This window comes from Streptomyces sp. NBC_00388 (assembly GCF_036061255.1).
Classification (GTDB): domain Bacteria; phylum Actinomycetota; class Actinomycetes; order Streptomycetales; family Streptomycetaceae; genus Streptomyces.
In genome coordinates this window covers 1,905,433-1,929,942 of the sequence record NZ_CP107948.1, presented here as the reverse complement: position 1 = coordinate 1,929,942, position 24,510 = coordinate 1,905,433, and the positions used below count along the sequence as shown (strand labels likewise).

Genomic DNA, 24,510 nt, shown 5'->3' with positions numbered 1-24,510 from the left:
GGCATGACGGAACGTAAGAACGAACTGGCCGCGAACCTGGCCCGCGTGGAGGAACGGATCGCTTCCGCCTGCGCGTCCGCCGGCCGTGAGCGGGACGAGGTGACCCTGATCGTGGTCACCAAGACCTATCCCGCGAGTGATGTGCGGCTTCTCTCGGAACTCGGCGTACGGCAGGTCGCGGAGAACCGCGACCAGGACGCGGCTCCCAAGGCCGCCGACTGCGCGGATCTGCCGCTCTCCTGGCACTTTGTCGGTCAATTGCAGACGAACAAGGTCCGTTCTGTAGCGAGTTATGCCGATGTGGTGCAGTCGGTGGACCGCGCCAGGCTTGTTACATCTCTCTCAACCGCGGCCGTGCGGGCCGGGCGGGAACTGGGCTGCCTGGTCCAGGTCGCACTCGACGCGGAGGCCGGGGAGCGGGGGGAGCGCGGTGGCGTAGGGCCCGGCGGTGTCGCCGAGTTGGCCGACCTCGTGGCGGCCTCGCCGGGGCTGCGGCTCGAAGGGCTGATGACCGTCGCGCCGCTGGCCGGACCCTATGCGGGCCGGCAACAGGCGGCGTTCGAGCGGCTGATGGAAATCTCATCCGGCCTGCGCGTGACTCATCCTGCTGCCAACATGGTGTCAGCAGGGATGAGTGCGGACCTCGAAGAGGCGGTGAAGGCGGGTGCGACACATGTCCGCGTCGGCACTGCGGTACTCGGCGTCCGTCGCCCGCTCGGGTAACGTCGCGAAGCAAGTCGGACCACAGCAGAAAATATGGTCATTCCCGCCGATCGGCGGGCAGACCCAGTGGATCGCGGGCACTTGGTGACGCTGCGAAATTGGCACAAGGGCGATCCACCACAGAGCGGAGGACTCAGAGCATGGCCGGCGCGATGCGCAAGATGGCGGTCTACCTCGGCCTCGTGGAGGACGATGGGTACGACGGCCCGGGGTTCGACCCCGATGACGAGTTCGAACCCGAGCCCGAGCCCGAGAGGGACCGACGGCGACACCAACCTCCGCATCAGTCGCACCAGTCCCAGCAGGACGAACCGGTGCGAATGGTGCAACCGCCCGCCCAGCGCGAGCCTGTTGCGCTACCGGCGGAAAGCGGACGACCCGCCCGAATCGCCCCCGTGGCGTCCATCACACCTGAACGTCCGAGTATGGAGAAGAACGCCCCGGTGATCATGCCCAAGGTTGTGTCCGAGCGGGAGCCCTACCGCATCACCACGCTGCACCCCCGGACCTACAACGAGGCCCGTACCATCGGGGAACACTTCCGTGAGGGCACTCCGGTGATCATGAATCTGACCGAGATGGATGACACGGATGCGAAGCGACTTGTCGACTTTGCCGCAGGACTTGTCTTCGGTCTGCATGGCAGCATTGAGCGGGTGACGCAGAAGGTGTTCCTGTTGTCGCCTGCTAACGTCGATGTCACGGCGGAGGACAAGGCCCGTATCGCAGAGGGCGGTTTCTTCAACCAGAGCTGAGACGAGACACCGGGTACAACCCCGGCCGGGAGGCCGGAAGACGAGAGCGTCAGGGGAGAGGGAAGCGTTAGATGGGCATCGCATTGGATGTGGTCTACATCGCGCTGATGTGTTTCCTCATCGTGTTGATCTTCCGGCTTGTCATGGACTACGTCTTCCAGTTCGCCCGTTCATGGCAACCTGGCAAGGCGATGGTGGTCGTTCTGGAGGCCACTGACACTGTCACCGATCCACCGCTCAAGCTTCTGCGGCGGTTCATTCCGCCGCTGCGTCTCGGGGGCGTGGCACTCGACCTGTCCTTCTTCGTTCTGATGATCATCGTCTACATCCTGATCAGCATTGTGAGCCGGGTGTGAACGATTCGGTCCTGCCGACTGCCGACGACTACGTAGAGGTGAAGAAGAGATGCCGCTGACCCCCGAGGACGTGCGGAACAAGCAGTTCACGACCGTCCGCCTCCGAGAAGGCTATGACGAGGACGAGGTCGATGCCTTCCTCGACGAGGTCGAAGCCGAACTGACACGACTGCTCCGCGAGAACGAGGATCTGCGCGCCAAGCTGGCAGCCGCCACGCGTGCCGCCGCGCAGAATCAGCAGCAGGGCATGCGCAAGCCGCCGGAGCAGCAGGACGGGCGGGGCGGTCCGAACGCTCCGGTACCCGCCGCCATATCCGGTCCACCGCAGGTCCAGCAGCAGCCGCAGATGGGTCCGCCCCAACTGCCGGGCGGTCAGCCGCAGCTGCCTGCAGGACCTGGCGGTCACGGCCCCGGACCCCAGGGCCAGCACGGTCCGGGTCCGCAGGGCCAGCACGGTCCGGGACCCCAGGGCCAGCACGGTCCGGGTCCGCAGGGCCAGCACGGTCCGGGCCCCATGGGCCAGGGACCGATGGGCGGCCAGGGCCAGCTCGGCCAGGGTCAGCTCGGCCAGGGCCCCATGGGCCAGCAGGGTCCGATGGGTCAGGGCCCGATGGGCCAGCAGGGTCCGATGGGCGGTCAGGGGCAGCTCGGCCAGGGTCAGCTCGGCCAGGGCCCCATGGGCGGCCCGATGGGCGGCCACGGCGGTCCCCCGCAGATGCAGCAGCAGGGCCCCGGCGGCGACAGTGCCGCGCGTGTGCTCTCGCTCGCGCAGCAGACGGCCGACCAGGCGATCGCGGAGGCCCGTTCCGAGGCCAACAAGATCGTCGGCGAGGCGCGGAGCCGTGCCGAGGGACTGGAGCGGGACGCCCGCGCCAAGGCCGACGCACTGGAGCGGGACGCTCAGGAGAAGCACCGCGTGGCGATGGGCTCGCTGGAGTCCGCCCGCGCGACGCTGGAGCGCAAGGTCGAGGATCTGCGTGGCTTCGAGCGTGAGTACCGGACCCGTCTGAAGTCGTACCTGGAGAGCCAGCTGCGTCAGCTGGAGACCCAGGCCGACGACTCGCTGGCCCCGCCGCGGACCCCGGCGACCGCTTCGCTGCCGCCGTCGCCCTCGATGGCTACGGCCGGATCGGGCGCCATGGGGCACACGCAGCACGGTATGAACGGCAACCAGTCCATGGGCGGCCAGCCGTCCATGGGTGGTGGCCCGTCGTACGGCGGCCAGCAGCAGATGTCGCCCGCGATGACTCAGCCGATGGCACCGGTGCGGCCGCAGGCTCCGCAGCCGATGCAGCAGGCGCCTTCGCCGATGCGGGGATTCCTGATCGACGAGGACGACAACTGACGGCAGGCGCGGTGAGCGCTTGACGGTCGGCAGACTGAGGGCCGGGCCCCGGGGATTCCCCGGGGCCCGGCCCTTTTGTGCTGGGCCGGGCCGGACAGGGCGGGGCATGAGGCGTGGCCGGGGGTGTTGTGCGACGGCGTATGCGCGTGGCGGGGGTGCGGTGGGTTCGGTGGGTGGCGCCTGCGGCGGGACCGGTGCGGCGCCGGCGGAGGGGAAAGCCCGAGGGGCCCGGCCGGTGGTCCGGCCGGGCCCCTCGGGGGTGGTGGCTGCTTACGCCTCCGTCTTGTGGAGCCGGAACGTCAGGGCGAGGCCCTCGTCCGTGAACGGCTCGCCGTACGCCGTGCCGCCCTCGCCCTCCGCGTAGTCCAGGGCCAGCACCTCGTCCGCGATCAGGCCCGCGTGCCCGGTCAGGGCCTCCCTGGTCTCCGGTGCGGTGCTGGACCAGCGGACCGCGATGCGGTCCGCGACGTCCAGGCCGCTGTTCTTGCGTGCCTCCTGGATCAGGCGGATGGCGTCACGCGCCAGCCCTGCCCTGCGCAGCTCGGGGGTGAGCTCCAGGTCCAGGGCCACCGTCGCGCCCGAGTCGGACGCCACCGACCAGCCCTCGCGGGGGGTTTCGGTGATGATCACCTCGTCGGGGGAGAGGGTGACGGTCTCGCCGTCGACCGTCACCGATGCGGTGCCCCCGCGCAGCGCGAGCGAGAGCGCTGCGGCGTCGGTCCCGGCCACCGCCTTGGCCACGGCCTGGACGCCCTTGCCGAAACGCTTGCCCAGTGCGCGGAAGTTGGCCTTGGCCGTGGTGTCCACGAGCGACCCGCCGACCTCGGACAGCGAAGCCAGGGACGAGACGTTCAGCTCCTCGGTGATCTGGGAGCGGAGCTCGGGTGTCAGTGACTCGAAGCCGGCCGCGGCGACCAGCGCGCGGGAGAGCGGCTGACGGGTCTTGACGCCCGACTCGGCGCGCGTGGCACGGCCGAGCTCCACCAGCCGGCGCACCAGCGCCATCTGCTGCGAGAGCTGCGGGTCGATCACCGACAGATCCGCCTTCGGCCAGCTGGACAGGTGCACCGACTCGGGGGCGTCCGGGGTGACCGGGGTGACCATGTCCTGCCAGACCCGCTCGGTGATGAACGGCGTGAGCGGTGCCATCAGCCCGGTGACCGTCTCGATCACCTCGTGCAGGGTGCGCAGCGCCGCGGCGTCGCCCTGCCAGAAGCGCCGGCGCGAGCGGCGCACGTACCAGTTCGACAGGTCGTCGACGAAGGCGGACAGGAACTTGCCTGCCCGCTGGGTGTCGTACGCGTCGAGCGCCTGCGTGACCTGGTCCACCAGCGCGTTTAGTTCGCTGAGCAGCCAGCGGTCCAGGACCGTGCGCTCGCCGGGCGCCGGGTCGGAGGCCGAGGGTGCCCAGCCGGACGTACGGGCGTACAGCGCCTGGAAGGCCACCGTGTTCCAGTACGTGAGGAGGGTCTTGCGGACCACTTCCTGGATCGTCCCGTGGCCGACGCGGCGGGCCGCCCAGGGCGAGCCGCCTGCGGCCATGAACCAGCGCACCGCGTCCGCTCCGTGCTGGTCCATCAGCGGGATCGGGTCGAGGGTGTTGCCCAGGTGCTTGGACATCTTCCGGCCGTCCTCGGCGAGGATGTGGCCCAGGCAGACGACGTTCTCGTAGCTCGACTTGTCGAAGACCAGCGTGCCGACGGCCATCAGCGTGTAGAACCACCCGCGCGTCTGGTCGATGGCCTCGGAGATGAACTGCGCCGGGTAGCGCCGCTCGAAGAGCTCCTTGTTCTGGTAGGGGTACCCGTACTGCGCGAACGGCATCGAACCGGAGTCGTACCAGGCGTCGATGACCTCGGGGACCCGGGTCGCGGTCTTCTCGCACTGCGGGCAGGGGAAGGTGACCGCGTCGATGTACGGGCGGTGCGGGTCGAGCTCCGACTGGTCGGTGCCGGTCAGGCCGGTCAGCTCGGCGCGCGAACCGACGACCGTCAGGTGGTCGTCCTCGCAGCGCCAGATCGGCAGCGGGGTGCCCCAGTAGCGGTTGCGGGAGAGCGCCCAGTCGACGTTGTTGTTCAGCCAGTCGCCGAAGCGGCCCTGCTTGACCGAGTCCGGGAACCAGTTGGTCTTCTCGTTCTCCCGCAGCATCGCGTCCTTGACCGCCGTGGTCCTGATGTACCAGGACGGCTGCGCGTAGTACAGGAGCGCGGTGTGGCAGCGCCAGCAGTGCGGGTAGCTGTGCTCGTACGGGACGTGCCGGAAGAGCGCGCCGCGGTCCTGGAGGTCGGCGACCAGTGTCTCGTCGGCCTTCTTGAAGAAGACGCCGCCGACGAGCGGGACGTCCTCCTCGAAGGTGCCGTCGGGGCGGACCGGGTTGACGACGGGCAGGCCGTACTCCCGGCAGACCTTGAGGTCGTCGGCGCCGAAGGCGGGGGACTGGTGGACGAGGCCGGTGCCGTCCTCCGTGGTGACGTACTCGGCGTTGACGACGTAGTGCGCGTCGGCCGGGAAGTCGATCAGCGCGAACGGGCGCTGGTAGGTCCAGCGCTCCATCTCGGCGCCGGTGAAACGCTCGCCGGTGGTCTCCCAGCCCTCGCCGAGCGCCTTTTCGAGGAGCGGCTCGGCGACGACCAGCTTCTCCGTGCCGTCGGTCGCGACGACGTAGCTGACGTCCGGGTGCGCGGCGACCGCCGTGTTGGAGACGAGCGTCCAGGGGGTGGTCGTCCACACCAGCAGCGCGGCCTCGCCCGCGAGCGGCCCCGAGGTCAGCGGGAAGCGCACGAAGACCGAGGGGTCGACGACGGTCTCGTACCCCTGGGCCAGCTCGTGGTCCGACAGGCCGGTGCCGCACCGCGGGCACCAGGGGGCGACACGGTGGTCCTGGACCAGCAGGTCCTTGTTGAAGATCTCCTTCAGCGACCACCAGACGCTCTCGACGTACGACGGGTCCATCGTCCGGTAGGCGTTCTCCAGGTCGACCCAGTAGCCCATCCGGGTGGTCAGCTCGGCGAAGGCGTCGGTGTGCCTGGTCACCGAGGCACGGCACTTGTCGTTGAAGGCGGCGATCCCGTACGCCTCGATGTCCTGCTTGCCGTTGAAGCCGAGCTCCTTCTCGACCGCCAGCTCGACGGGGAGCCCGTGGCAGTCCCAGCCCGCCTTGCGGGGCACGTGGTAGCCCTGCATCGTGCGGAAACGGGGGAAGACGTCCTTGAAGACACGGGCCTCGATGTGGTGCGCGCCCGGCATGCCGTTGGCGGTCGGGGGGCCCTCGTAGAACACCCACTCGGGGCGTCCTTCGGACTGTTCCAGACTCTTCGGGAAGACCTGTGCCTCGCGCCAGAAGTCGAGCACGGCGTGCTCAAGGGCGGGCAGGTCGACCTGGGCGGGCACCTGGCGGTACAGCGGCGGTGTCATCGAACTCCTCCAACGGACGTTTCTCTCTCCGTCGGAGGGACGAGAGCCCAGTCGCTCCCGCGGTACCACCCTCCTTGGCCCCGGCTGTCGTGCCGTGGCCCCCTCATTGGGGTCGCGGTGCCGGTTCTACTCGCCCCTGTCCACAGGACCGGGGGCTTTCTTCCGACGGCTCGGGGGTGATCTTCACGCCGTGCCTGCCTCCGGGCTCACACCGTCCCCGGATCGCTCGTGGCCGCCTGCGCCGCTACTCGTCCCGTCCATGCCTTCCGCTGCGGCCAGTGTACGGGCCTGCCCGGACCGGTTCCGACCGGTTTTCCCGCGTGCCGGGCCCGGCCCGCCGCTGACCCGAATGGCCATACGCGGCCCTGCGGGAATACGGGCACTCCCGGATGGCGGATTACCGGGCGGGGAGCTGGGCACAACGCATGGAGGCCGGGCTCGTCCCGGTCGTGAGGAGGGCTGAACCGGCGGCGTGCCCCGTTGCCGCGGGACTGGTGTCGATTTATCGTCCCAGCAGACTCGCGAGCAAGATCACAATATGTGAAGGGGCCGCGGCCATGGTGGCGAAGAAGACCGCCGGATCGAAATCGGCGTCCGCAGAATCCACTGGGGCGACGGCCGGGGACGCGGCAGGCGAGCACGGAGCCGCCGCGGACGGGGCCGACGCCGCGAAAGCCACCGCGAAGAAGCCGGCGGCGAGGAAGACAGCAGCCAGGAGGGCACCCGCCAAGAAGGCGCCCGCGAAGAAGACCGCAGCGAAGAAGACCGCGGCCAGGAAGGCGGCAGCCGGGAAGGCGGCCGCCACGGAGGACGCGTCCAGTACGTCACCGGCCGGCCGGACGCCGGACAGCACGGCCGCGACCGCGGCTCAGGGGGCGGCCGAGGCCGCGGAACAGACGGGAGCCAAGACGGTGGTTGCGAAGAAGAGCGCTGGAGGGGGCGCGGCGGCCGGCGGGCATGCCGCCTCCGCTGTGTCCACGGCCCGGGTCGCCGCGCCCGCGGCCCCCGGGGAGCTGCCCGTACGGCCCGGGGAGGACCCCTGGACCCCTGAGGAGGTCGCCGACGCGCGGGCCGAGCTGCAGAGTGAGGATCTGCGGCTGGGGGCCGAGATCGCGGCGGCCGAGACGGCCCTCGCCGGTCTGATGCGGGACTCCGGCGACGGAGCGGGGGACGACCAGGCCGACACCGGCACCAAGAACATCACCCGGGAGAGCGAGCTGGCGCTCGCGGCCAACGCCCGCGAGATGCTGGAACAGACCGAGCGGGCGCTGGAGCGGCTCGACGCGGGGACGTACGGACTCTGCGAGAACTGCGGCAAGCCGATCGGCAAGGCGCGGATGCAGGCCTTCCCCCGGGCCACCCTCTGCGTCGAGTGCAAGCAGAAACAGGAGCGCAGGTACTGAGAGCTTCGGCGGGCGGTGTGTCGTACCCTCGTCCTCAGTCAGTACTAGGGCGAGGGAATCACGTGGCAGAGGCGGAGCGCATCATCGGTACGCCGGACGTTCCCGAGTCGGCAGGGACCGCACCGGAGCAGCCGGCCGGGGAGGCGGCCTCCGCGGAGGCCGCCACCGGGCAGCGGCACGCGGACGGGGCGGGCCCCGGAGGGCAGCCCCGGGGCAGGCGCAGGCTCACGGTGCTCTTCGTCGTGGCCGTCCTCGCCTACCTGCTGGACCTGGTCAGCAAGACGATCGTGGTGGCCAGGCTGGAGCACCACGCCCCGGTCAAGGTGATCGGGGACCTGCTGCAGTTCGACGCGATCCGGAACGCGGGCGCGGCCTTCGGCCTCGGGTCCGCGTACACCGTGATCTTCACCATTGTCGCGGCCTCGGTGATCGTGGTCATCGTCCGGCTGGCCCGCAAGCTGTACAGCGCTCCCTGGGCGGTCGCCCTGGGGCTGCTGCTCGGGGGTGCGCTGGGCAACCTGACCGACCGGATCTTCCGCTCGCCCAGTGCCTTCCAGGGCGAGGTCGTCGACTTCATCAGGCCCGCGCACTTCGCCGTGTTCAACCTCGCCGACTCCGCGATCGTCTGCGGCGGCATCCTGATCGTGCTGCTTTCGTTCAAGGGCCTCGACCCCGACGGGACCGTCCATAAGGACTGACGGCTCGGCCGGACCTCCGGGCAAGGCATACTCGACGCGTGAGTACCGTTCCCGAGATCCGCACCCTGCCCGTTCCCGATGGCCTGGAGGGCGAGCGTGTCGACGCCGCCATCTCCCGCATGTTCGGGTTTTCCCGTACCAAGGCGGCCGACCTCGCCGCCTCGGGCAAGGTCCAGGTCGACGGGGCGGTGGTCGGGAAGTCCGAGCGGGTCCACGGCGGCGCCTGGCTGGAGGTCGAGATGCCCGCGGCCGCAGCCCCCGTGCAGATCGTCGCCGAGCCCGTCGAGGGCATGGAGATCGTCCATGACGACGACGACATCGTGGTGATCCTCAAGCCCGTCGGTGTCGCGGCCCATCCGAGCCCCGGCTGGACCGGCACCACGGTGATCGGCGGCCTCGCGGCCGCCGGATACCGGATCTCCACCTCGGGTGCGGCCGAGCGCCAGGGCATCGTGCACCGGCTGGACGTGGGCACGTCCGGGCTGATGGTGGTGGCCAAGTCGGAGCGCGCGTACACGCTGCTCAAGCAGCAGTTCCGGGAGCGCACGGTCGACAAGCGCTACCACGCGCTCGTGCAGGGTCACCCCGACCCGATGAGCGGCACGATCGACGCCCCCATCGGGCGCCACCCCAACCACGACTACAAGTGGGCCGTGACGGCCGAGGGCAAGCCGTCCGTCACGCACTACGACCTCATCGAGGCGTTCCGTGCGGCCTCGCTGCTGGACATCAAGCTGGAGACCGGGCGTACGCACCAGATCCGGGTGCACATGTCTGCCCACCGGCACCCCTGTGTGGGCGACATCACCTACGGCGCCGACCCGACCATGGCGAAGCGGCTCGGCCTGACGCGGCAGTGGCTGCACGCGATGAGCCTGGGCTTCGAGCACCCGTCGGACGGGCAGTGGGTCCAGTTCCGCAGCGAATACCCGGAGGACCTGCGGAACGCGCTGGAGGCGATCCGCGCGGAGAGCGAACAGCGATGACCACCGGGTACCAGGTGCGGGTGGTGGCCGACCAGTCGGCTCTGGACGCCTGCTTCGCCGTCCGCCGGGACGTCTTCGTGACCGAGCAGGGCGTACCCGCCGAGATCGAGTACGACGCCCACGACTCGCTCGACGTGGACACCGTGCACGTACTGGCCGCCGACGCGGACGGGCCGCTGGGGACCGGGCGGCTGCTGCTGCCCGCCGTGCCCGGCCACGACGGGCCCGGCGAGCCGGCCGTCGGCTCGCTCGGCAGGCTCGCGGTCGCCGCCGCGGCCCGGGGCCGGGGGGTGGGCATCGCACTGGTCCGTGCCATCGAGGAAGAGGCCCGCCGGCGCGGGCTGACCGCGGTGGATCTGCACGCGCAGACCCATGCGCTGGGTTTCTACGAGCGTCTTGGCTATGTGGCGTACGGACCCGAGTTCCCGGATGCGGGCATCCCGCACCGGGCGATGCGCCGTCCGGTCGGGGACGCCACGCTCTGACCGTATGCCAGAGCCGTGCGCCGGGCGTCCGGGTCAGGACGGCAGCCCCCAGGGCTCGGCCGGACCGTTCGCCGGTACGTCCCTCGGGCCCCGGGAGGCGGGAGCACCGCGCGGGGTGACCACCGCTGTCGCGCCGCGCGGCAGCCGTACCGCGATCCGGCCCTGCCCCGTCGCGTACCAGGACAGCGGGCGGCCGTGCCCGTCCCGTACGTCCACCGCGCCGGAGATCCCGTGGTCGAGCGTGAGTGGTTCGCCCGCCTCGCTGCGGCGGCAACACCGTCGCCGACTGCCGGATGACGCCCAACACGATGTACCGCGAGGGCAAGAACCTCGCTGTAGCCGTGCCAGGCGCTCTGCATGCTCGTCCAGTGGGCCAGCGAGCGCCGCATCACGTCCCGGTCGCCGGGCCTGTCCCACTTCCTCTCGCGCAGCGGATAGAGCCAGAGCAGATGGGAGTGGTGGCGGTGCGAGTCCGCAAGCGGCACGTCCTTGCCGATCATCACCCCGTCCGCCGGGTCCTGCGCGTACGGGGTGAGGCGTGCCGCGATGTCCTGCCACTGCCGGGCCCGCGGGTCGTCGACGCGCAGCAGCCGGGCGGAGTCGATGAGCGTACGGACGCCCCAGCGGATCAGCGACAGGTCGTAGGTGCAGTCCGCCGCGTCGGCGTACTCCGGGGACCGGGTCGTCAGCAGGTGGAGTCTGCCGTCGCCGCCCTCGTGCAGGAAGTGGGCGTAGAAGTTGATGGCCCTGGCGAGGATCGGGTACACCACGTCCCGCAGGGTGGCGAGGTCCATCGAGTGCCGGTAGGAGAGCCAGACGTTGTGCAGCGCCCAGGTGAGGTTGCCGAAGTTGTCCGAGACGCGGTCCGAGCCGGGGACACCCACGTCGTACGTGTCGCCCGCCCGTAGCTGCCAGTCGGAGGGATGGCCGAGCGCGTAGCTGTGGCCGTCACGGTAGGCCGCGGGTACCGAGGCCGAGAGGTTCTTCTCGAAGCGGCGGAACGCCTGGGTCACCGAGTCGAGTTCGGGGTGGTTGGTGCCGTTGACCGCGGGCATCCCGATCTGGACGTTCAGATTCCACCAGACCGCGGTCCAGCTGTTGCCGACCTCCGGGTACCAGGGGCCCCACTCGGAGAGGGTCGGCCCCTGGGCACGGGTGGTCGAGGCCAGTTTGTAGAGCTGGAGGATGCAGAAGGCCTGGAGCCGCTTGTCCGGTACGGAGAGGAAGCTGCGCCGGTAGTAGGCGTGCCACCACGCCCGGTGCCGGGCGGCCAGCCGGTCGGGTCCGGTGGCAAGGGCGCGGTCCACCGCCCGTACGGCGTCCGCTGTCGCCTGCCGTACATCGCCGGGAAAGCGGTACACCAGCTGCGCCGCCAGCAGCCGCCCGGTCCCCTCGCGCTGTTCCCGCCAGGCCGTCGTCCACCCGCCCCCCGCCAGCAGCGGCTGCTCCACGAAGCCCGCACCCACCCGGGGAGCGGGGTTGGGGGTGTAGTCGGCGGGCTTGTCGATGAGCCGGGTGGTGGCGGCCTGGAGCCAGTGGAAGGACCAGGCGGCGGACTCCTCACCCGCGCTGGGCCGGGTCGATACCAGGAGTGCGCCGGTGTCGTTCTGGACGAGCGCGGTGAAGGTGAGGGAGCCGCGGGCGGTGGTGAGCGTCCCCCGGAGCTCCGCGTCGTAGGGATCGAGCGTCCAGTCGGCCGCGGTGATCTCACCGGCCAGTGTCAGCGTGAAGTACCCGACGGGCAGCCGGGAGTAGCCCGTGCCGCCGCGCCACTGGCCTCGCTGGTCCTGCACCTCGGTGTGGCTGATCATCAGCTTCAGGGTGTTGGCGGCGGCGCCCCGGTAGAGCTGGGCGCCGAGGTGGCCGTTGGCGAGAAAGGGGGCGTCCTGCCAGCCGGTGGGCAGCCGCCGCCACCTCATGGCGGCGGCCCGGACCGTCCGTTCGTACACGTCGGGGGCGTGGGGTGATGGCCAGTCGTCCGCGGGGGAGGCCCAGGCGGTGCGCGACCCGGCCAGCCAGAGCGAGGCGGTCGCGCCCGCCGCCGTACCGGCGAAGTGTCTGCGGGAGAGCTCCTGCACGGTGGTGACTCCTGTTCCCCGCGGGGAGGGGCCCCGTGGTGTCCGGCGGGCGGTGGCCGGCCCGGAGGCCGGTGCGGTGCGGGTGTTCAGGGGCCGGGCCCGGGCCTTCCCGGAGCCGGCGGGGTCCGGCAGATGACGCCGGACCGGCCGGTGCCGGGGCCCGGCCGCGCCAGCCGGGGATCCCGGCGGCGCGGGGGCGCGCTCCGAAGCCCGGTGAAAGGTCCGATCGCCGACGGTCGCGCGGGCGGCTCCCGTGCCCGGCTGTCCGGACGCGTGGGGCGGGCGGCCCAGAGGGAGCGATACACCTTTACCTGCCGCCGGGGCGCCCGGAATTGCCCCACCGGGAGATAGTTGAGCGGGAGAGCGCATCTGAACTCCGGTCAGGTATGTGCCGGCTGTCCTCGTCCCTGAATCCATGCACCCTGCATAGTGCCCGCGCCTCTGGCCGTACGGGAAGACCCGCACCCCATATACATCGGATGAAAGATCGAGCGCGTCGACGACCGAAGCGGTACGGGCGGGGCTATTGGGCCGATACGCGCGTATTGCATGGCACGCTTGGGCCACTGATCATCCAGGTCTCGGCAGCGATGCCGACGGAGATTCCGACAGCCCCGGAGGGCACCCCGTGGACCAATTGGCACTGCTGCTCCTGCTGTTGATCGGAGCGGTGGTCTCCGTACCGATCGGTGAGCGGCTCGGGCTGCCCGCCCCGGTCCTGATGACCCTCGGCGGGATCTGCCTCGCGCTGATCCCGTTCGTGCCGAATGTCGACATCCCCTCCGACTTCATCCTCCCGCTGGTGCTCCCGCCGCTGCTGTACGCGGCCGTGCAACGCACCTCCTGGCGGCAGTTCACCGCCAATTTCCGGCCGATCCTGCTGCTGGCGGTGGCGCTGGTCTTCGTGACGACCGCTGCCGTGGCCGCAGTCGCGAGCGCGATCGTGCCGGGCCTGCCGATCGCCGCGGCCGTCGCGCTGGGCGCGCTGGTGGCGCCGCCCGACCCGGTGGCGGCGACCGCCGTCGCCGGCGCGCTCGGGCTGCCCCGCAGGCTGGTCTCGATCCTGGAGGGCGAAGGGCTGTTCAACGACGTGACGGCGATCGTGCTCTACCACGTGGCGATCGCCGCGGCCGTCACCGGAACCTTCTCCTGGCCGGTCGCAGCGGGTCAGCTGGTGCTCTCCGCCGTGGTGGCCCTGGTGGTCGGCCTCGCCCTCGGCTGGGCCACCAACAAGCTGATGGGGCTGCTGGGTGACACCACCCTGCAGATCGGCCTGACCCTGCTGGTGCCCTTCCTCAGCTACGTGCTGGCCGAGGAGCTGCTGGGCTCGGGCGTACTGGCGGTGCTGACCTCGGCCCTCTTCCTCGCCGAGCACACCGCCGACGCCGACGACGTACGCGGCCGGCTGGAGGGCAACGCCTTCTGGGAGATCGTCGACACCCTCGTCACCGGGGTGACCTTCGGCCTCATCGGGCTCGAACTGCATGTGGTCTTCGGCACCGCCGGCGGACACCTCGCCGAGATGATCGGCTGGGGCGCGGCTGCCGTCGGGGTGGTCGTCGGGCTGCGCCTGGTGTGGCTGCTGCCCGCCACCTGGCTGGCCAAGAAGCTGCACACGCTCCGCGACTACGACGAGGAGATCCCCACCAGCTGGCGCGAGACCATCGTGATGTGGTGGTCCGGGATGCGCGGGGTGGCGTCGGTCGCACTGGCCCTCGCCATCCCGATGACGAAGGACGACGGCAGCCCGTTCCCCGCCCGCAGCGAGATGATCTTCATCGCCTTCGCCGTGGTCATGGTCACCCTGGTCTTCCAGGGACTGACGCTGCCCTGGCTGGTGAAGAAACTGGATGTCCGCGCGGATGCCGGCGCCGAGCGCGAACTGGAGCGGAGCCTGGCGGTCCGGGCCGCCAAGGCCGCCAGACACCGGCTCAAGGAGATCCAGGACGTCGAGGAACTGCCCGAGGACGTCACGGAGCGGCTGGCCCGCGGGGCGTTCGAGATCGGGGTCAGGATCAGCCCCGACATGGTCGACGAGGAGCGGCACGCCGCGTACCTGAAACGGGCGGAGCGGGTGAGGACCGTCCAGCGGATCCAGCGGGAGATGATGTCGGCGGCCCGCCACGAAGTACTCTCCGCGCGCAACGAGCTGGGGGCGGACCCGGAGATCGTCGACCGGGTGCTGCGCCACCTGGACGTGCGCAGCCTGCGGTAGGGCCCTCGGCGGGACCGGACCCTCGGCCCCGGTCCCCTCAGGCCCCGGTCCCCTCAGGCCCCGGTCCCTCAGCCCCGGCCCGTGTGGGGAGCGGGCTCGTGCTTGTACAGGTCCGGTCCCCAGCTGTTCTTCGCCAGCTCGGCCGGCGCGGTCGAGATCCGCGGCAGTGCGTAGGGATGCTCGTCGCGCAGCCAGGCGATCAGCTGCTCGCGCACCGCGCACCGCACCGTCCAGATGTCGTCCGCGTCCTTCGCGGTGACCACGGCGCGCACCTGGATCGTGCTCGGGGTGGTGTCCGTGACCGCCAAGGACCAGGTCCTGCCGTCCCAGGAGGGGATCTCGCGCAGGATCTCCCGCAGCTTCTCGCGCATCTGCGGGACCGGGGCCGAGTGGTCGAGCTGGAAGAAGACCGTGCCGGACATCTGCGCACCGCCGCGCGACCAGTTCTCGAAGGGCTTGCTGGTGAAGTACGACACCGGCATCGTGATCCGGCGCTCGTCCCAGGTGCGCACCGCGAGGAAGGTCAGCGTGATCTCCTCGACCGTGCCCCACTCGCCGTCCACGACGACGGTGTCCCCGATGCGGACCATGTCGCCGAAGGCGATCTGCAGCCCTGCGAAGAGGTTGCCCAGAGTGGACTGGGCGGCGACACCGGCGACGATGCCGAGCACGCCCGCGGAGGCCAGTAGCGAGGTCCCGGCGGTGCGCATCGCGGGGAAGGTCAGCAGCATCGCCGAGACGGCCACCGTCCCGACGATCGCCGTCACCACCCGCTGGATGAGCGTGACCTGGGTACGGACCCGCCGGAGCCTGGCCGGATCGCGGGTGGTGGCCGCGTAGCGGGCGTACGAGGAGTCGACGACCGCTGTGGCGATCCGCAGGGCCAGCCAGGCGGTGGAGCCGATCAGCACCAGGCTGAGGATCTGCCCGATACCGGTGGTGTGGTGCTCGACCGCTCTGAGCCGCACCTCCTGGTAGCTGCCGCGCAGCAACGCTGTGATCAGCACCGACTGCAGCGGTACCCGGCAGCGCCGCAGCAGTCCCCACAGCGGGGTCTCGTGGTGGCGTGCGTCGGTCCTCCTGAGCGCGCGGTCGACCAGCCAGCCCACCGCGAGCGTCAGCAGTACCGAACCACCGATGACGATCAAGGGACGCAACACGGTCTCCATGCTCCCGACCGTAGCTGGCACCATGGCCACGTGAACATCATCCTTTTCCATTCGACGTACGGGCTGCGGCCTGCCGTCCACGCGGCGGCCGACCGGCTGCGGGCAGCCGGTCATCAAGTCCGGGTGCCCGATCTTTTCGACGGCATTACTTTCGGGACCGTCGAGGAGGGCATGGACTTCAAGGAGGAGCTCGGCTCCGATGAGCTCCTCAAGCGCGCGGTCGCGGCCGCCGCTCCCCACTCGGACGAGGGCCTCGTCTACGCCGGGTTCTCGCTCGGCGGCTCGCTCGCGCAGAATCTGGCCATCGCCGACGACAAGGCGCGCGGCCTGCTGCTCCTGCACGGCACGTCGGACATCGCGGACGGTGCGTCGGTGGACGAGCTGCCCGTACAGCTGCACGTGGCCGACCCGGATCCGTTCGAGTCGGACGACTGGCTGAACGCCTGGTACCTGCGGATGCAGCGGATGGGCGCCGATGTGGAGGTCCACCGCTACGCGGGAGCGGGCCACCTCTACACCGACCCCGAGCTGCCCGACTACGACGCCGAGGCCGCCGAGCGGACCTGGCGGGTCGCACTCGGCTTCCTCGAATCGCTGTAGCGGTCCGCCGCACAGTGTCGTGTCGTGGGCCCGCTCGATCGTCCGGGTCCGGGTGCGGGTGCGACGCGCTGCAGCGTCCTCGATCATGTGTGCGGTGCTCGGGCTGCGTTGTTTCGTCGCCGGTATCCGGCGGATCCAACCCGCCCGCGTATCGCGGCACCGGCCGTCCGTCGCTGCCTCCAGGCCGGTCTGACCGCACCGGTCACGAGCGCGGTCTGTCCATCGCGCCGGGTGAGCGCACCGGCCGGGCGACCGCCGCTTCCAGTGGCGCGGCCCTGAGGTGGTCCGGGATGCTCCATTGCTCCTGGTGCGCACGGTCCGGTCACAACGGGTCACGAGGCGATACCGGGAAGGGCTCGTCCGGCTGACCGGCCTCGGGCGGCGGACCCGGGCCGCCTGCTCGGACGGCCGGGGCCTGCCTGTTCAGCTACGACTACTGGCTGTTTCGATCGTCGGGAACCTCATCCCCGAGTCCCGGCAGGGCCAGAGGTCAGAAGCACTCCTTGGGCGGGTGGACCAGCGATTCGAAGTGCCCGGAGTACACCCAGGCCGTCGGCTGCGAGTCGTAGATCCTGAACCACCGGGCCCCCGAGGCTGTCTTGGTGGTGGAGCATTCAATCCGTTCGACCGTCTTGTACTTGTCCGTGCGGTATTTCTTCGACGAAGAAACGGGCTGCGCGTATATGGGAGCGCCATGGACGTCAAGGACAGTCAAATTGACGTAGGCCGCTGCCGCTGTGTTCTCCTGCGCCTGGGCGGAGGTGGACGTGAGCCCGGCGAGGGCCAGGGCGGCAGTAACTACTGCGCACTTCGTCAGGATGCGTGCGGGGCTGGCCATTTGAATCCAATCATGAGTACGTATTGACGGTCCGTCAATGCAGCAAATATTACCAGCGCGCCCCGGGGGTGTGGCGGAATTCCGTGTGCACCAGGAACTCGACGCCGTAGCGGTGACTCGACGTCAGGTCACTCAGCGCGCCTGGGGGTTGATGAAGATGAATCGGAACCCATCGGTCCGGGGCGCTGGTCCGCTCGACCTTCTGTGTGCCGGTGTACGAGCGGTGCGAATGCTCCCCGGCACGGTCGCGTGGAGTGGTCCGTCTGCGCACGTGCGGCGGCAATGCCGATGACGCCGCAGCTGTGGGGTCGATGTCGGCCCAGGGGACGTGCCGTTGGTGGTACTGATGATCGGTGCTGCGATCGCGGAGCCGGCCCCGCCGGGGGCCCTCACGATGTCGTCGAGGCCGATCGGGATCACCGAGGTGACGAGGAACTCCGTAGCGGCCGAGGGTGACTGTGAGTACGTACCGACGTCCACCGGCAGGTCCTTGCCCGAACACCATGGGACGCCTCCGCCGAGAAGGACGGTGTTGCGGATCACGCCGGCCGGGTCCGTAGTCCGCGGTGGCCGGCGCCGGTGGGGCGTTGCAGTCGGCCGAGGGGCCGGAACGGGTGTGCGGTGGCCGGGTCCGGGTTGCGGACGTCGGCCCTCACGGCATGGCCGGAGACGAGAAAGTGAAGGCCCACTGGGAATTTCGTGGCGGCGAACGGGCTGACCGGTATGTGCGAGGGCGGGCGAACCCGGAAGGTTCGCCCGCCCTTTGTGCGGAGACTGGTTTCCCCGTTACCTCAGGCCTTGAGAGCCGCGCCCACCACCCTGTTGAAGTCGGCCACCGTCCGGATCGGGGTGTCCTTGCCGTCTGCGGTGAGCTGCTTGCCGTTCATGACCAGGCCCGGGGTGCCGGTCACGCCGTCCTTGTTGTTGTCGAAGGTCTTCGACATGGCCATCGCCCAGGCGTCGTAGGTGCCGTTCTTGACCGCGGCCTGGAATTTCGCGTTGCCCTTCAGCGCGGGCACGGTGTTCGCGACCTTGACGAGGTAAGCATCGTCCTTGAACGTGTCCGTCGTCTCGTCAGGGTGCCACTTCGTCGAGTACAGCGCGGTCTTGTACTCAAGGAACGCCTCGGGGCTGACGTTCAGCGCGGCACCCAGGGCGCTCAGCGCGTTCTTGGAGCCCTCGCCGTTGTCATGGTCGTCGATGAACGTGGCACCGATGTACTGGACCTTGAACTTGCCGTCGTCGATGTCCTTCTTCACGGTCGGGCCGACGACACGCTCGAAGTCTGCGCACACGGGGCAGCGCGAGTCCTCGTAGAGCTTGAGTGTCTTCTTGGCGGACGCCTTGCCGAGGACGACCGTGGTCCCCTTGGTGCCCGACGTGTTCTTCGGCGCGACGACCTTGTCGCCCTTGGCCGCCTCCCAGTGGGAGGGCTTGTTGAGCTGCATGACGCCGTAGCCGACGCCGGCGGCTATCGCGAGGACGACGACGATGGACCCGGCGACGACGACCTGGCGGCGGGTCTTGTCCTTCTTCGCCTGGCGCTCGCGCTCGGCGCGCAGCCGCTCGCGGGCCGCTGCCTTGTTGGACTGGTTGTTGCGTGCACTCATGGCGGTTCTCCGTGGGGGACGTGATCGGGCAGGGCGGAACTGCGTACTCAGCTCGGGAGGGGAGCCGGGTACGGAGGTCCGCGCAGTCCCACGGAGTGCGCGAGGAGGAGGGTGCGCGAGGCGCGCGGCCGGTGCACGGGGAGCGCCGCGCACCGTACGGAGGCGCGGAACGCACCGGCGACGGCCACCGCGACGAGCAGCGGCCGGAAGGCGAGGGCGCCGACCGAGCGGGCCACCGACGCCAGCGCGCTCTCGCCGCGCCGCAGCCAGAGCGCGGCCAGCAGCCCGACGGCCACATGCGCTCCGAGCAGCAGCCAGGGCAGCGCCGGTGCCGGGGAGTCGGGCAGCGTCATCGCACCCTTGCCCGGGCCGGTCATGGAGGCCAGCGGTGTGCCGACCTGGCCGCCGCAGAGCACGTCCACCCCGACCGAGCGCAGCGCGCCCGCGACGGGGCCGCCCGACGCGCCGTAACAGAGGTGCTGCCCCGTGGTGAAGACGGTGTCGGCGGCGAGCTCCAGCGGGATCAGCACACCCGCGATCGCGCCGAAACCGCGCTCGCGGCCGGCCAGCGCGAAGGCGGCGGCGAAGACGGCGCAGGCGAGTGCCGCCACCGTGACCGGTGGCAGGGGGACCCGCGAGAGCAGCACATGGGACGCAGTCGAGAGCGTCACGACCAGCGCTGTGAAAAGCGCCGCGCGTACCGCTCTGAGCTGCGTCCCTGATATGTCCATCGGCCCCGAGTTTGCCATGACCGCAGGTAAGGGACTCTTAAAGGTCCGTGAGACTGCGGGGACGCTACAGGCCCGGGATCCTGCCATTGCGGAACAATTCCACGAATATCGCGTGGTCGCGCCGGGTCTGCGCCCCGTAGGTGTGCGCGAAGTCCACCAGCATCCTGGCGAAGCCGTCCTCGTCGCCCGCGATGGCCGCGTCGATGGCCCGCTCCGTCGAGAACGGCACCAGCGAGTGGCCGCTCTCGTCGTCCGCGGCCGCGTGCATGGTGGCTGTGGCCCGCCCGAGGTCGGCGACGACAGCCGCGATCTCCCCGGGGTCGTCCAGATCCGACCAGTCGAGATCCACCGCGTACGGCGAGACCTCCGCCACCAGCTGTCCGGCCCCGTCCAGCTCGGTCCAGCCGAGCCACGGGTCGGCGTGCGCCTGCAGGGCGCGCTGGGAGATCACCGTGCGATGCCCCTCGTGCCGGAAGTACCCCCGGACCGCGGGGTCGGTGATGTGCCGGGAGACCGCGGGGGTCTGCCCCTGCTTCATGTAGATGACCACGTCGTTCTCCAGGGCGTCGCTGTGGCCCTCCAGGAGGATGTTGTACGAGGGCAGCCCGGCCGAGCCGATCCCGATGCCCCTGCGGCCGACCACGTCCTTCACCCGGTACGCGTCGGGGCGGCCCAGACTCTCCTCCGGCAGCGTCTCCAGATACCCGTCGAAGGCGGCGAGGATCTTGTACCGCGTCGCGGCGTCGAGCTCGACGGCGCTGCTGTCGGCGGTGAAGCGGCGCTCGTGGTCCCGGATCTCCGTCATCGAGTCCAGGAGCGCGAACCTGGTACGCGACCTGGCCACCCGCAGCGCCCCGAGCAGCGGCCCCTCCGCGGTGTCCAGCGTGAACGGCGGTACGTCGTCGTCCCGGGCGCCCGAGGCCAGGACCCGGACGCGCTCGCGGTACGCGGCGGCGTAGGTCTCCACCAGGCCGGTGATCTGGTCGTCACTGAGCGCCTTGGCGTGGCCGAGCAGGGCCAGCGAGGCGGCGAAGCGCTTGACGTCCCAGGTGAACGGGGCCACGTAGGCCTCGTCGAAGTCGTTGACGTTGAAGACCAGCCGGCCGTTGGCGTCCATGTAGGTGCCGAAGTTCTCCGCGTGCAGATCGCCGTGGACCCAGACACGGCTGGTCCGCTCGTCCAGATAGGGGCTGCCGTCCGCGGGCTCGTCCAGGTCCCGGTAGAAGAGGCAGGCCGCGCCGCGGTAGAAGGCGAAGGCCGAGGCGGCCATCTTCCGGAACTTGATCCGGAAGGCGGCCGGATCGGCGGCGAGGAGCTCGCCGAACGCGGTGCCGAAAACGGCGAGGATCTGCTCGCCGCGCTCTTCGGCGCTGGACTGCGGGACCGACATCGCGTGTGCCTCCAGGTGCATGACATATGGGACAGCTGTTCCACCGGGCTCAACGCACGGAGCCACCCCGGAGTGCCCCTCGGCTGTCGGTGGGCCGACGTAGACTCCAACGCTGTTCCCCCACTCGTCCCGCAGGAGGCATCCCCGTGACCAAGCCGCCTTTCACGCACCTTCACGTCCACACGCAGTACTCCATGCTGGACGGTGCCGCGCGGCTCAAGGACATGTTCGACGCCTGCAACGAGATGGGCATGTCGCACATCGCCATGTCCGACCACGGCAACCTCCACGGGGCGTACGACTTCTTCCATTCGGCGAAGAAGGCGGGTGTGACGCCGATCATCGGCATCGAGGCCTATGTGGCTCCCGAGTCGCGGCGGAACAAGCGCAAGGTCAAGTGGGGCCAGCCGCATCAGAAGCGCGATGACGTGTCCGGTTCGGGTGGATATACCCATAAGACGATCTGGGCGGCCAACAGCACCGGCCTGCACAACCTCTTCAAGCTGTCGTCCGACGCGTACGCCGAGGGCTGGCTGCAGAAGTGGCCGCGGATGGACAAGGAGACGATCTCCCAGTGGTCCGAGGGCCTGATCGCCTCCACCGGCTGTCCGTCCGGCGAGGTGCAGACCCGGCTGCGGCTCGGGCAGTTCGACGAGGCGGTGCAGGCGGCGTCCGACTACAAGGACATCTTCGGTGAGGGCCGGTACTTCCTGGAGCTGATGGACCACGGCATCGAGATCGAGCGCCGGGTCCGCGACGGCCTGGTGGAGATCGGCCGGAAGCTCGGCATCCCGCCCCTGGTGACGAACGACTCGCACTACACCTACGCGCACGAGGCCGGCGCGCACGACGCCCTGCTCTGCATCCAGACCGGCAAGAACCTCTCGGACCCGGACCGCTTCCGCTTCGACGGCACCGGCTACTACCTCAAGACGACCGACGAGATGTACGCCATCGACTCCTCGGACGCCTGGCAGCAGGGGTGTGCCAACACCCTGCTGGTCGCCGAGCAGATCGACACCTCCGGCATGTTCGAGAAGCGCGACCTGATGCCGAAGTTCGACATCCCGGAGGGCTACACCGAGATCACCTGGTTCCAGGAGGAGGTCCGGGTCGGCATGGAGCGCCGGTACCCGGGAGGTGTCCCCGAGGACCGCCAGAAGCAGGCGGAGTACGAGATGGACATCATCATCCAGATGGGGTTCCCGGGGTACTTCCTCGTCGTCGCCGACTTCATCATGTGGGCCAAGAACAACGGCATCGCGGTCGGCCCCGGCCGTGGCTCGGCGGCCGGTTCGATCGTCTCGTACGCCATGGGCATCACCGACCTCGACCCGATCACGCACGGGCTGATCTTCGAGCGGTTCCTCAACCCGGAGCGCGTCTCGATGCCCGATGTCGACATCGACTTCGACGAACGCAGGCGCGTCGAGGTCATCCGGTACGTGACCGAGAAGTACGGCGCCGACAAGGTCGCCATGATCGGCACCTACGGAAAGATCAAGGCCAAGAACGCGATCAAGGACTCGGCCCGCGTGCTGGGCTATCCGTACGCGATGGGCGACCGCCTCACCAAGGCGATGCCCGCCGACGTCCTCGGCAAGGGGATCGACCTCAGCGGCATCACCGACCCCAAGCATCCGCGCTACAGCGAGGCGGGCGAGATCCGGGGGATGTACGAGAACGAACCGGACGTGAAGAAGGTCATCGACACCGCCACCGGCGTCGAGGGCCTGGTCCGGCAGATGGGTGTGCACGCGGCCGGCGTGATCATGTCCAGCGAGCCCATCGTCGACCACGCCCCGGTCTGGGTCAGGCACACGGACAACGTCACCATCACGCAGTGGGACTACCCGCAGTGCGAGTCGCTCGGCCTGCTGAAGATGGACTTCCTGGGCCTGCGCAACCTGACGATCATGGACGACGCCGTCAAGATGGTGAAGGCCAACAAGGGCGTCGACCTGGAGATGCTGTCCCTCCCGCTGGACGACCCCAAGACCTTCGAACTGCTCTGCCGCGGCGACACGCTCGGGGTGTTCCAGTTCGACGGCGGTCCGATGCGCTCCCTGCTGCGCCAGATGCAGCCCGACAACTTCGAGGACATTTCCGCCGTCTCGGCCCTCTACCGGCCGGGCCCGATGGGCATGAACTCGCACACGAACTACGCGGAGCGCAAGAACAACCGCCAGGAGATCACCCCGATCCACCCGGAGCTTGAGGAGCCGCTCAAGGAGGTCCTCGGCCTCACCTACGGCCTCATCGTGTACCAGGAGCAGGTGCAGAAGGCCGCCCAGATCGTCGCCGGCTACTCGCTCGGCGAGGCCGACATCCTGCGCCGTGTGATGGGCAAGAAGAAGGCCGACGAACTGGCCAAGAACTTCGTGCTCTTCGAGGGCGGAGCCAAGAAGCAGGGCTTCTCGGACGCGGCGATCAAGGCGCTCTGGGACGTTCTGGTGCCGTTCGCCGGATACGCGTTCAACAAGGCGCACTCCTCCGCGTACGGCCTGGTCACCTACTGGACCGCGTACCTCAAGGCCAACTACCCGGCCGAGTACATGGCGGCGCTGCTCACCTCGGTGCGCGACGACAAGGACAAGTCGGCGATCTACCTCAACGAGTGCCGCCGCATGGGCATCAAGGTGCTGCCGCCCAATGTGAACGAGTCGGAGTCCAACTTCGCGGCCCAGGGCGACGACGTGATCCTCTTCGGCCTCTCCGCCGTCCGCAACGTCGGTACGAACGTGGTGGAGTCGATCATCCGTTCCCGCAAGGCCAAGGGAAAGTACAGCTCCTTCCCCGACTACCTCGACAAGGTCGAGGCCGTGGCCTGCAACAAGCGCACCACCGAATCGCTCATCAAGGCGGGCGCCTTCGACGAGATGGGCCACACCCGCAAGGGGCTCAGCGCGCACTTCGAGCCGATGATCGACAATGTGGTCGCGGTGAAGCGCAAGGAGGCCGAGGGGCAGTTCGACCTCTTCGGCGGCGGCGAGGAGGACAGCTCCGAACCGGGCTTCGGGCTCGATGTGGAGTTCTCCGACATCGAGTGGGAGAAGTCGTATCTGCTCGCGCAGGAGCGGGAGATGCTCGGGCTCTACGTCTCCGACCACCCGCTCTTCGGTCTGGAGCACGTGCTCTCGGACAAGAGCGACGCCGCCATCGCCCAGCTGACCGGCGGGGAGCACGCGGACGGCGCCGTGGTGACCATCGGCGGCATCATCTCCGGCCTCCAGCGGAAGATGACCAAGCAGGGCAACGCCTGGGCCATCGCGACCGTCGAGGACCTGGCGGGCACCATCGAGTGCATGTTCTTCCCGGCCACCTACCAGCTCGTCTCGACCCAGCTGGTCGAGGACACCGTGGTGTTCATCAAGGGCAGGCTCGACAAGCGCGAGGACATCCCCCGGCTGGTGGCGATGGAGATGCAGGTCCCCGACCTGTCGTCGGCCGGGACCAACGCCCCCGTGACGATCACCATTCCCACCGTGAAGGTCACCCCGCCGATGGTCAGCAGGCTCGGTGAGATCCTCTCGCACCACCGGGGCAACTCCGAGGTGCGGATCAAGCTCCAGGGTTCCCGCAAGACCACCGTGCTCCGGCTCGACCGGCACCGGGTGCAGCCCGATCCGGCGCTCTTCGGTGATCTGAAGGTGCTGCTCGGTCCGGCCTGCCTGGCGGGCTGACCGGCCGGCCGGGCTGCCCGGGGGCGTCCGG

The 24,510-nt window shown here is 69.7% G+C and carries 18 protein-coding genes; 11 read left to right on the top strand and 7 right to left on the bottom strand.

Annotated elements, in window-relative coordinates; all coding sequences use genetic code 11:
* Positions 1-3: 3 nt before the first annotated feature.
* The 4 genes from OG917_RS08835 to OG917_RS08820 all read left to right on the top strand — a co-directional run bounded on the left by OG917_RS08835 (position 4) and on the right by OG917_RS08820 (position 3,179).
* Positions 4-723 (top strand): YggS family pyridoxal phosphate-dependent enzyme, encoded by a 720-nt coding sequence (locus OG917_RS08835; protein WP_328316997.1) that lies wholly within the window; start codon positions 4-6, stop codon positions 721-723.
* A 140-nt stretch (positions 724-863) separates the two neighbouring features.
* The gene (locus OG917_RS08830) at positions 864-1,478 is read left to right on the top strand and encodes a cell division protein SepF (RefSeq protein WP_164264969.1); all 615 of its coding nucleotides are present in this window, start codon (positions 864-866) and stop codon (positions 1,476-1,478) included.
* Positions 1,479-1,549: 71 nt separating this feature from the next.
* The gene (locus OG917_RS08825; RefSeq protein WP_328316996.1) at positions 1,550-1,834 is read left to right on the top strand and encodes a YggT family protein; all 285 of its coding nucleotides are present in this window, start codon (positions 1,550-1,552) and stop codon (positions 1,832-1,834) included.
* A gap of 49 nt (positions 1,835-1,883) precedes the next feature.
* Positions 1,884-3,179, top strand: a complete 1,296-nt coding sequence (locus OG917_RS08820) for a DivIVA domain-containing protein (protein WP_328316995.1) — start codon at positions 1,884-1,886, stop codon at positions 3,177-3,179.
* Between the two features lie 270 nt (positions 3,180-3,449).
* On the opposite strand, the gene ileS is transcribed toward OG917_RS08820, so the two are convergent.
* A complete protein-coding gene (gene ileS, locus OG917_RS08815) occupies positions 3,450-6,593 on the bottom strand; it encodes an isoleucine--tRNA ligase (RefSeq protein ID WP_328316994.1) in 3,144 nt (1,047 codons plus the stop codon).
* 557 nt (positions 6,594-7,150) lie between these two features.
* Here ileS and OG917_RS08810 point away from each other — a divergent pair.
* From OG917_RS08810 to OG917_RS08795, 4 genes are all read left to right on the top strand, one after another.
* The gene (locus tag OG917_RS08810; RefSeq protein ID WP_328316993.1) at positions 7,151-7,996 is read left to right on the top strand and encodes a TraR/DksA family transcriptional regulator; all 846 of its coding nucleotides are present in this window, start codon (positions 7,151-7,153) and stop codon (positions 7,994-7,996) included.
* A gap of 62 nt (positions 7,997-8,058) precedes the next feature.
* Entirely contained in the window at positions 8,059-8,694 is a 636-nt protein-coding gene (lspA, locus tag OG917_RS08805; RefSeq protein ID WP_328316992.1) for a signal peptidase II, read from the top strand.
* Positions 8,695-8,732: 38 nt separating this feature from the next.
* Positions 8,733-9,680: an RluA family pseudouridine synthase gene (locus tag OG917_RS08800; RefSeq protein ID WP_328316991.1), complete on the top strand. Its 948-nt coding sequence runs from the start codon at positions 8,733-8,735 to the stop codon at positions 9,678-9,680.
* On the top strand, positions 9,677-10,165 hold the full coding sequence (locus OG917_RS08795; protein ID WP_328316990.1) for a GNAT family N-acetyltransferase: 489 nt from the start codon (positions 9,677-9,679) through the stop codon (positions 10,163-10,165). The genes OG917_RS08800 and OG917_RS08795 overlap by 4 nt, the downstream gene beginning before the upstream one ends.
* Here OG917_RS08795 and OG917_RS08790 read toward each other — a convergent pair.
* On the bottom strand, positions 10,081-12,243 hold the full coding sequence (locus OG917_RS08790) for a glycosyl hydrolase family 95 catalytic domain-containing protein (RefSeq protein WP_328316989.1): 2,163 nt from the start codon (positions 12,241-12,243) through the stop codon (positions 10,081-10,083). The genes OG917_RS08795 and OG917_RS08790 overlap by 85 nt on opposite strands.
* Before the next feature lie 628 nt (positions 12,244-12,871).
* Here OG917_RS08790 and OG917_RS08785 point away from each other — a divergent pair.
* Positions 12,872-14,458 carry a Na+/H+ antiporter gene (locus OG917_RS08785; RefSeq protein WP_328316988.1) on the top strand — a complete coding sequence of 529 codons (1,587 nt, stop codon included), beginning with the start codon at positions 12,872-12,874 and terminating at the stop codon, positions 14,456-14,458.
* 68 nt (positions 14,459-14,526) lie between these two features.
* Here the strand turns inward: OG917_RS08785 and OG917_RS08780 are convergent, their stop codons facing one another.
* Positions 14,527-15,627 (bottom strand): mechanosensitive ion channel family protein, encoded by a 1,101-nt coding sequence (locus tag OG917_RS08780; RefSeq protein WP_328316987.1) that lies wholly within the window; start codon positions 15,625-15,627, stop codon positions 14,527-14,529.
* Positions 15,628-15,657: 30 nt separating this feature from the next.
* On the opposite strand from OG917_RS08780, the gene OG917_RS08775 reads away from it, so the two are divergent.
* A complete protein-coding gene (locus OG917_RS08775; RefSeq protein WP_328316986.1) occupies positions 15,658-16,227 on the top strand; it encodes a dienelactone hydrolase family protein in 570 nt (189 codons plus the stop codon).
* A 490-nt stretch (positions 16,228-16,717) separates the two neighbouring features.
* Here OG917_RS08775 and OG917_RS08770 read toward each other — a convergent pair whose 3' ends face one another.
* The 4 genes from OG917_RS08770 to OG917_RS08755 all read right to left on the bottom strand — a co-directional run bounded on the left by OG917_RS08770 (position 16,718) and on the right by OG917_RS08755 (position 20,796).
* Entirely contained in the window at positions 16,718-17,065 is a 348-nt protein-coding gene (locus OG917_RS08770) for a hypothetical protein (RefSeq protein ID WP_328316985.1), read from the bottom strand.
* Between the two features lie 791 nt (positions 17,066-17,856).
* Entirely contained in the window at positions 17,857-18,675 is an 819-nt protein-coding gene (locus tag OG917_RS08765) for a thioredoxin domain-containing protein (protein WP_328316984.1), read from the bottom strand.
* 47 nt (positions 18,676-18,722) lie between these two features.
* Positions 18,723-19,406 (bottom strand): hypothetical protein, encoded by a 684-nt coding sequence (locus OG917_RS08760; protein WP_328321753.1) that lies wholly within the window; start codon positions 19,404-19,406, stop codon positions 18,723-18,725.
* Between the two features lie 64 nt (positions 19,407-19,470).
* Positions 19,471-20,796, bottom strand: coding sequence for a DUF2252 domain-containing protein (locus OG917_RS08755; RefSeq protein WP_328321751.1), 1,326 nt, complete (start codon positions 20,794-20,796; stop codon positions 19,471-19,473).
* A 146-nt stretch (positions 20,797-20,942) separates the two neighbouring features.
* Between OG917_RS08755 and dnaE the strand changes: the two genes are divergently transcribed.
* Positions 20,943-24,479 carry a DNA polymerase III subunit alpha gene (gene dnaE / locus OG917_RS08750; protein ID WP_328316983.1) on the top strand — a complete coding sequence of 1,179 codons (3,537 nt, stop codon included), beginning with the start codon at positions 20,943-20,945 and terminating at the stop codon, positions 24,477-24,479.
* The last annotated feature ends 31 nt before the right edge of the window (positions 24,480-24,510 follow it).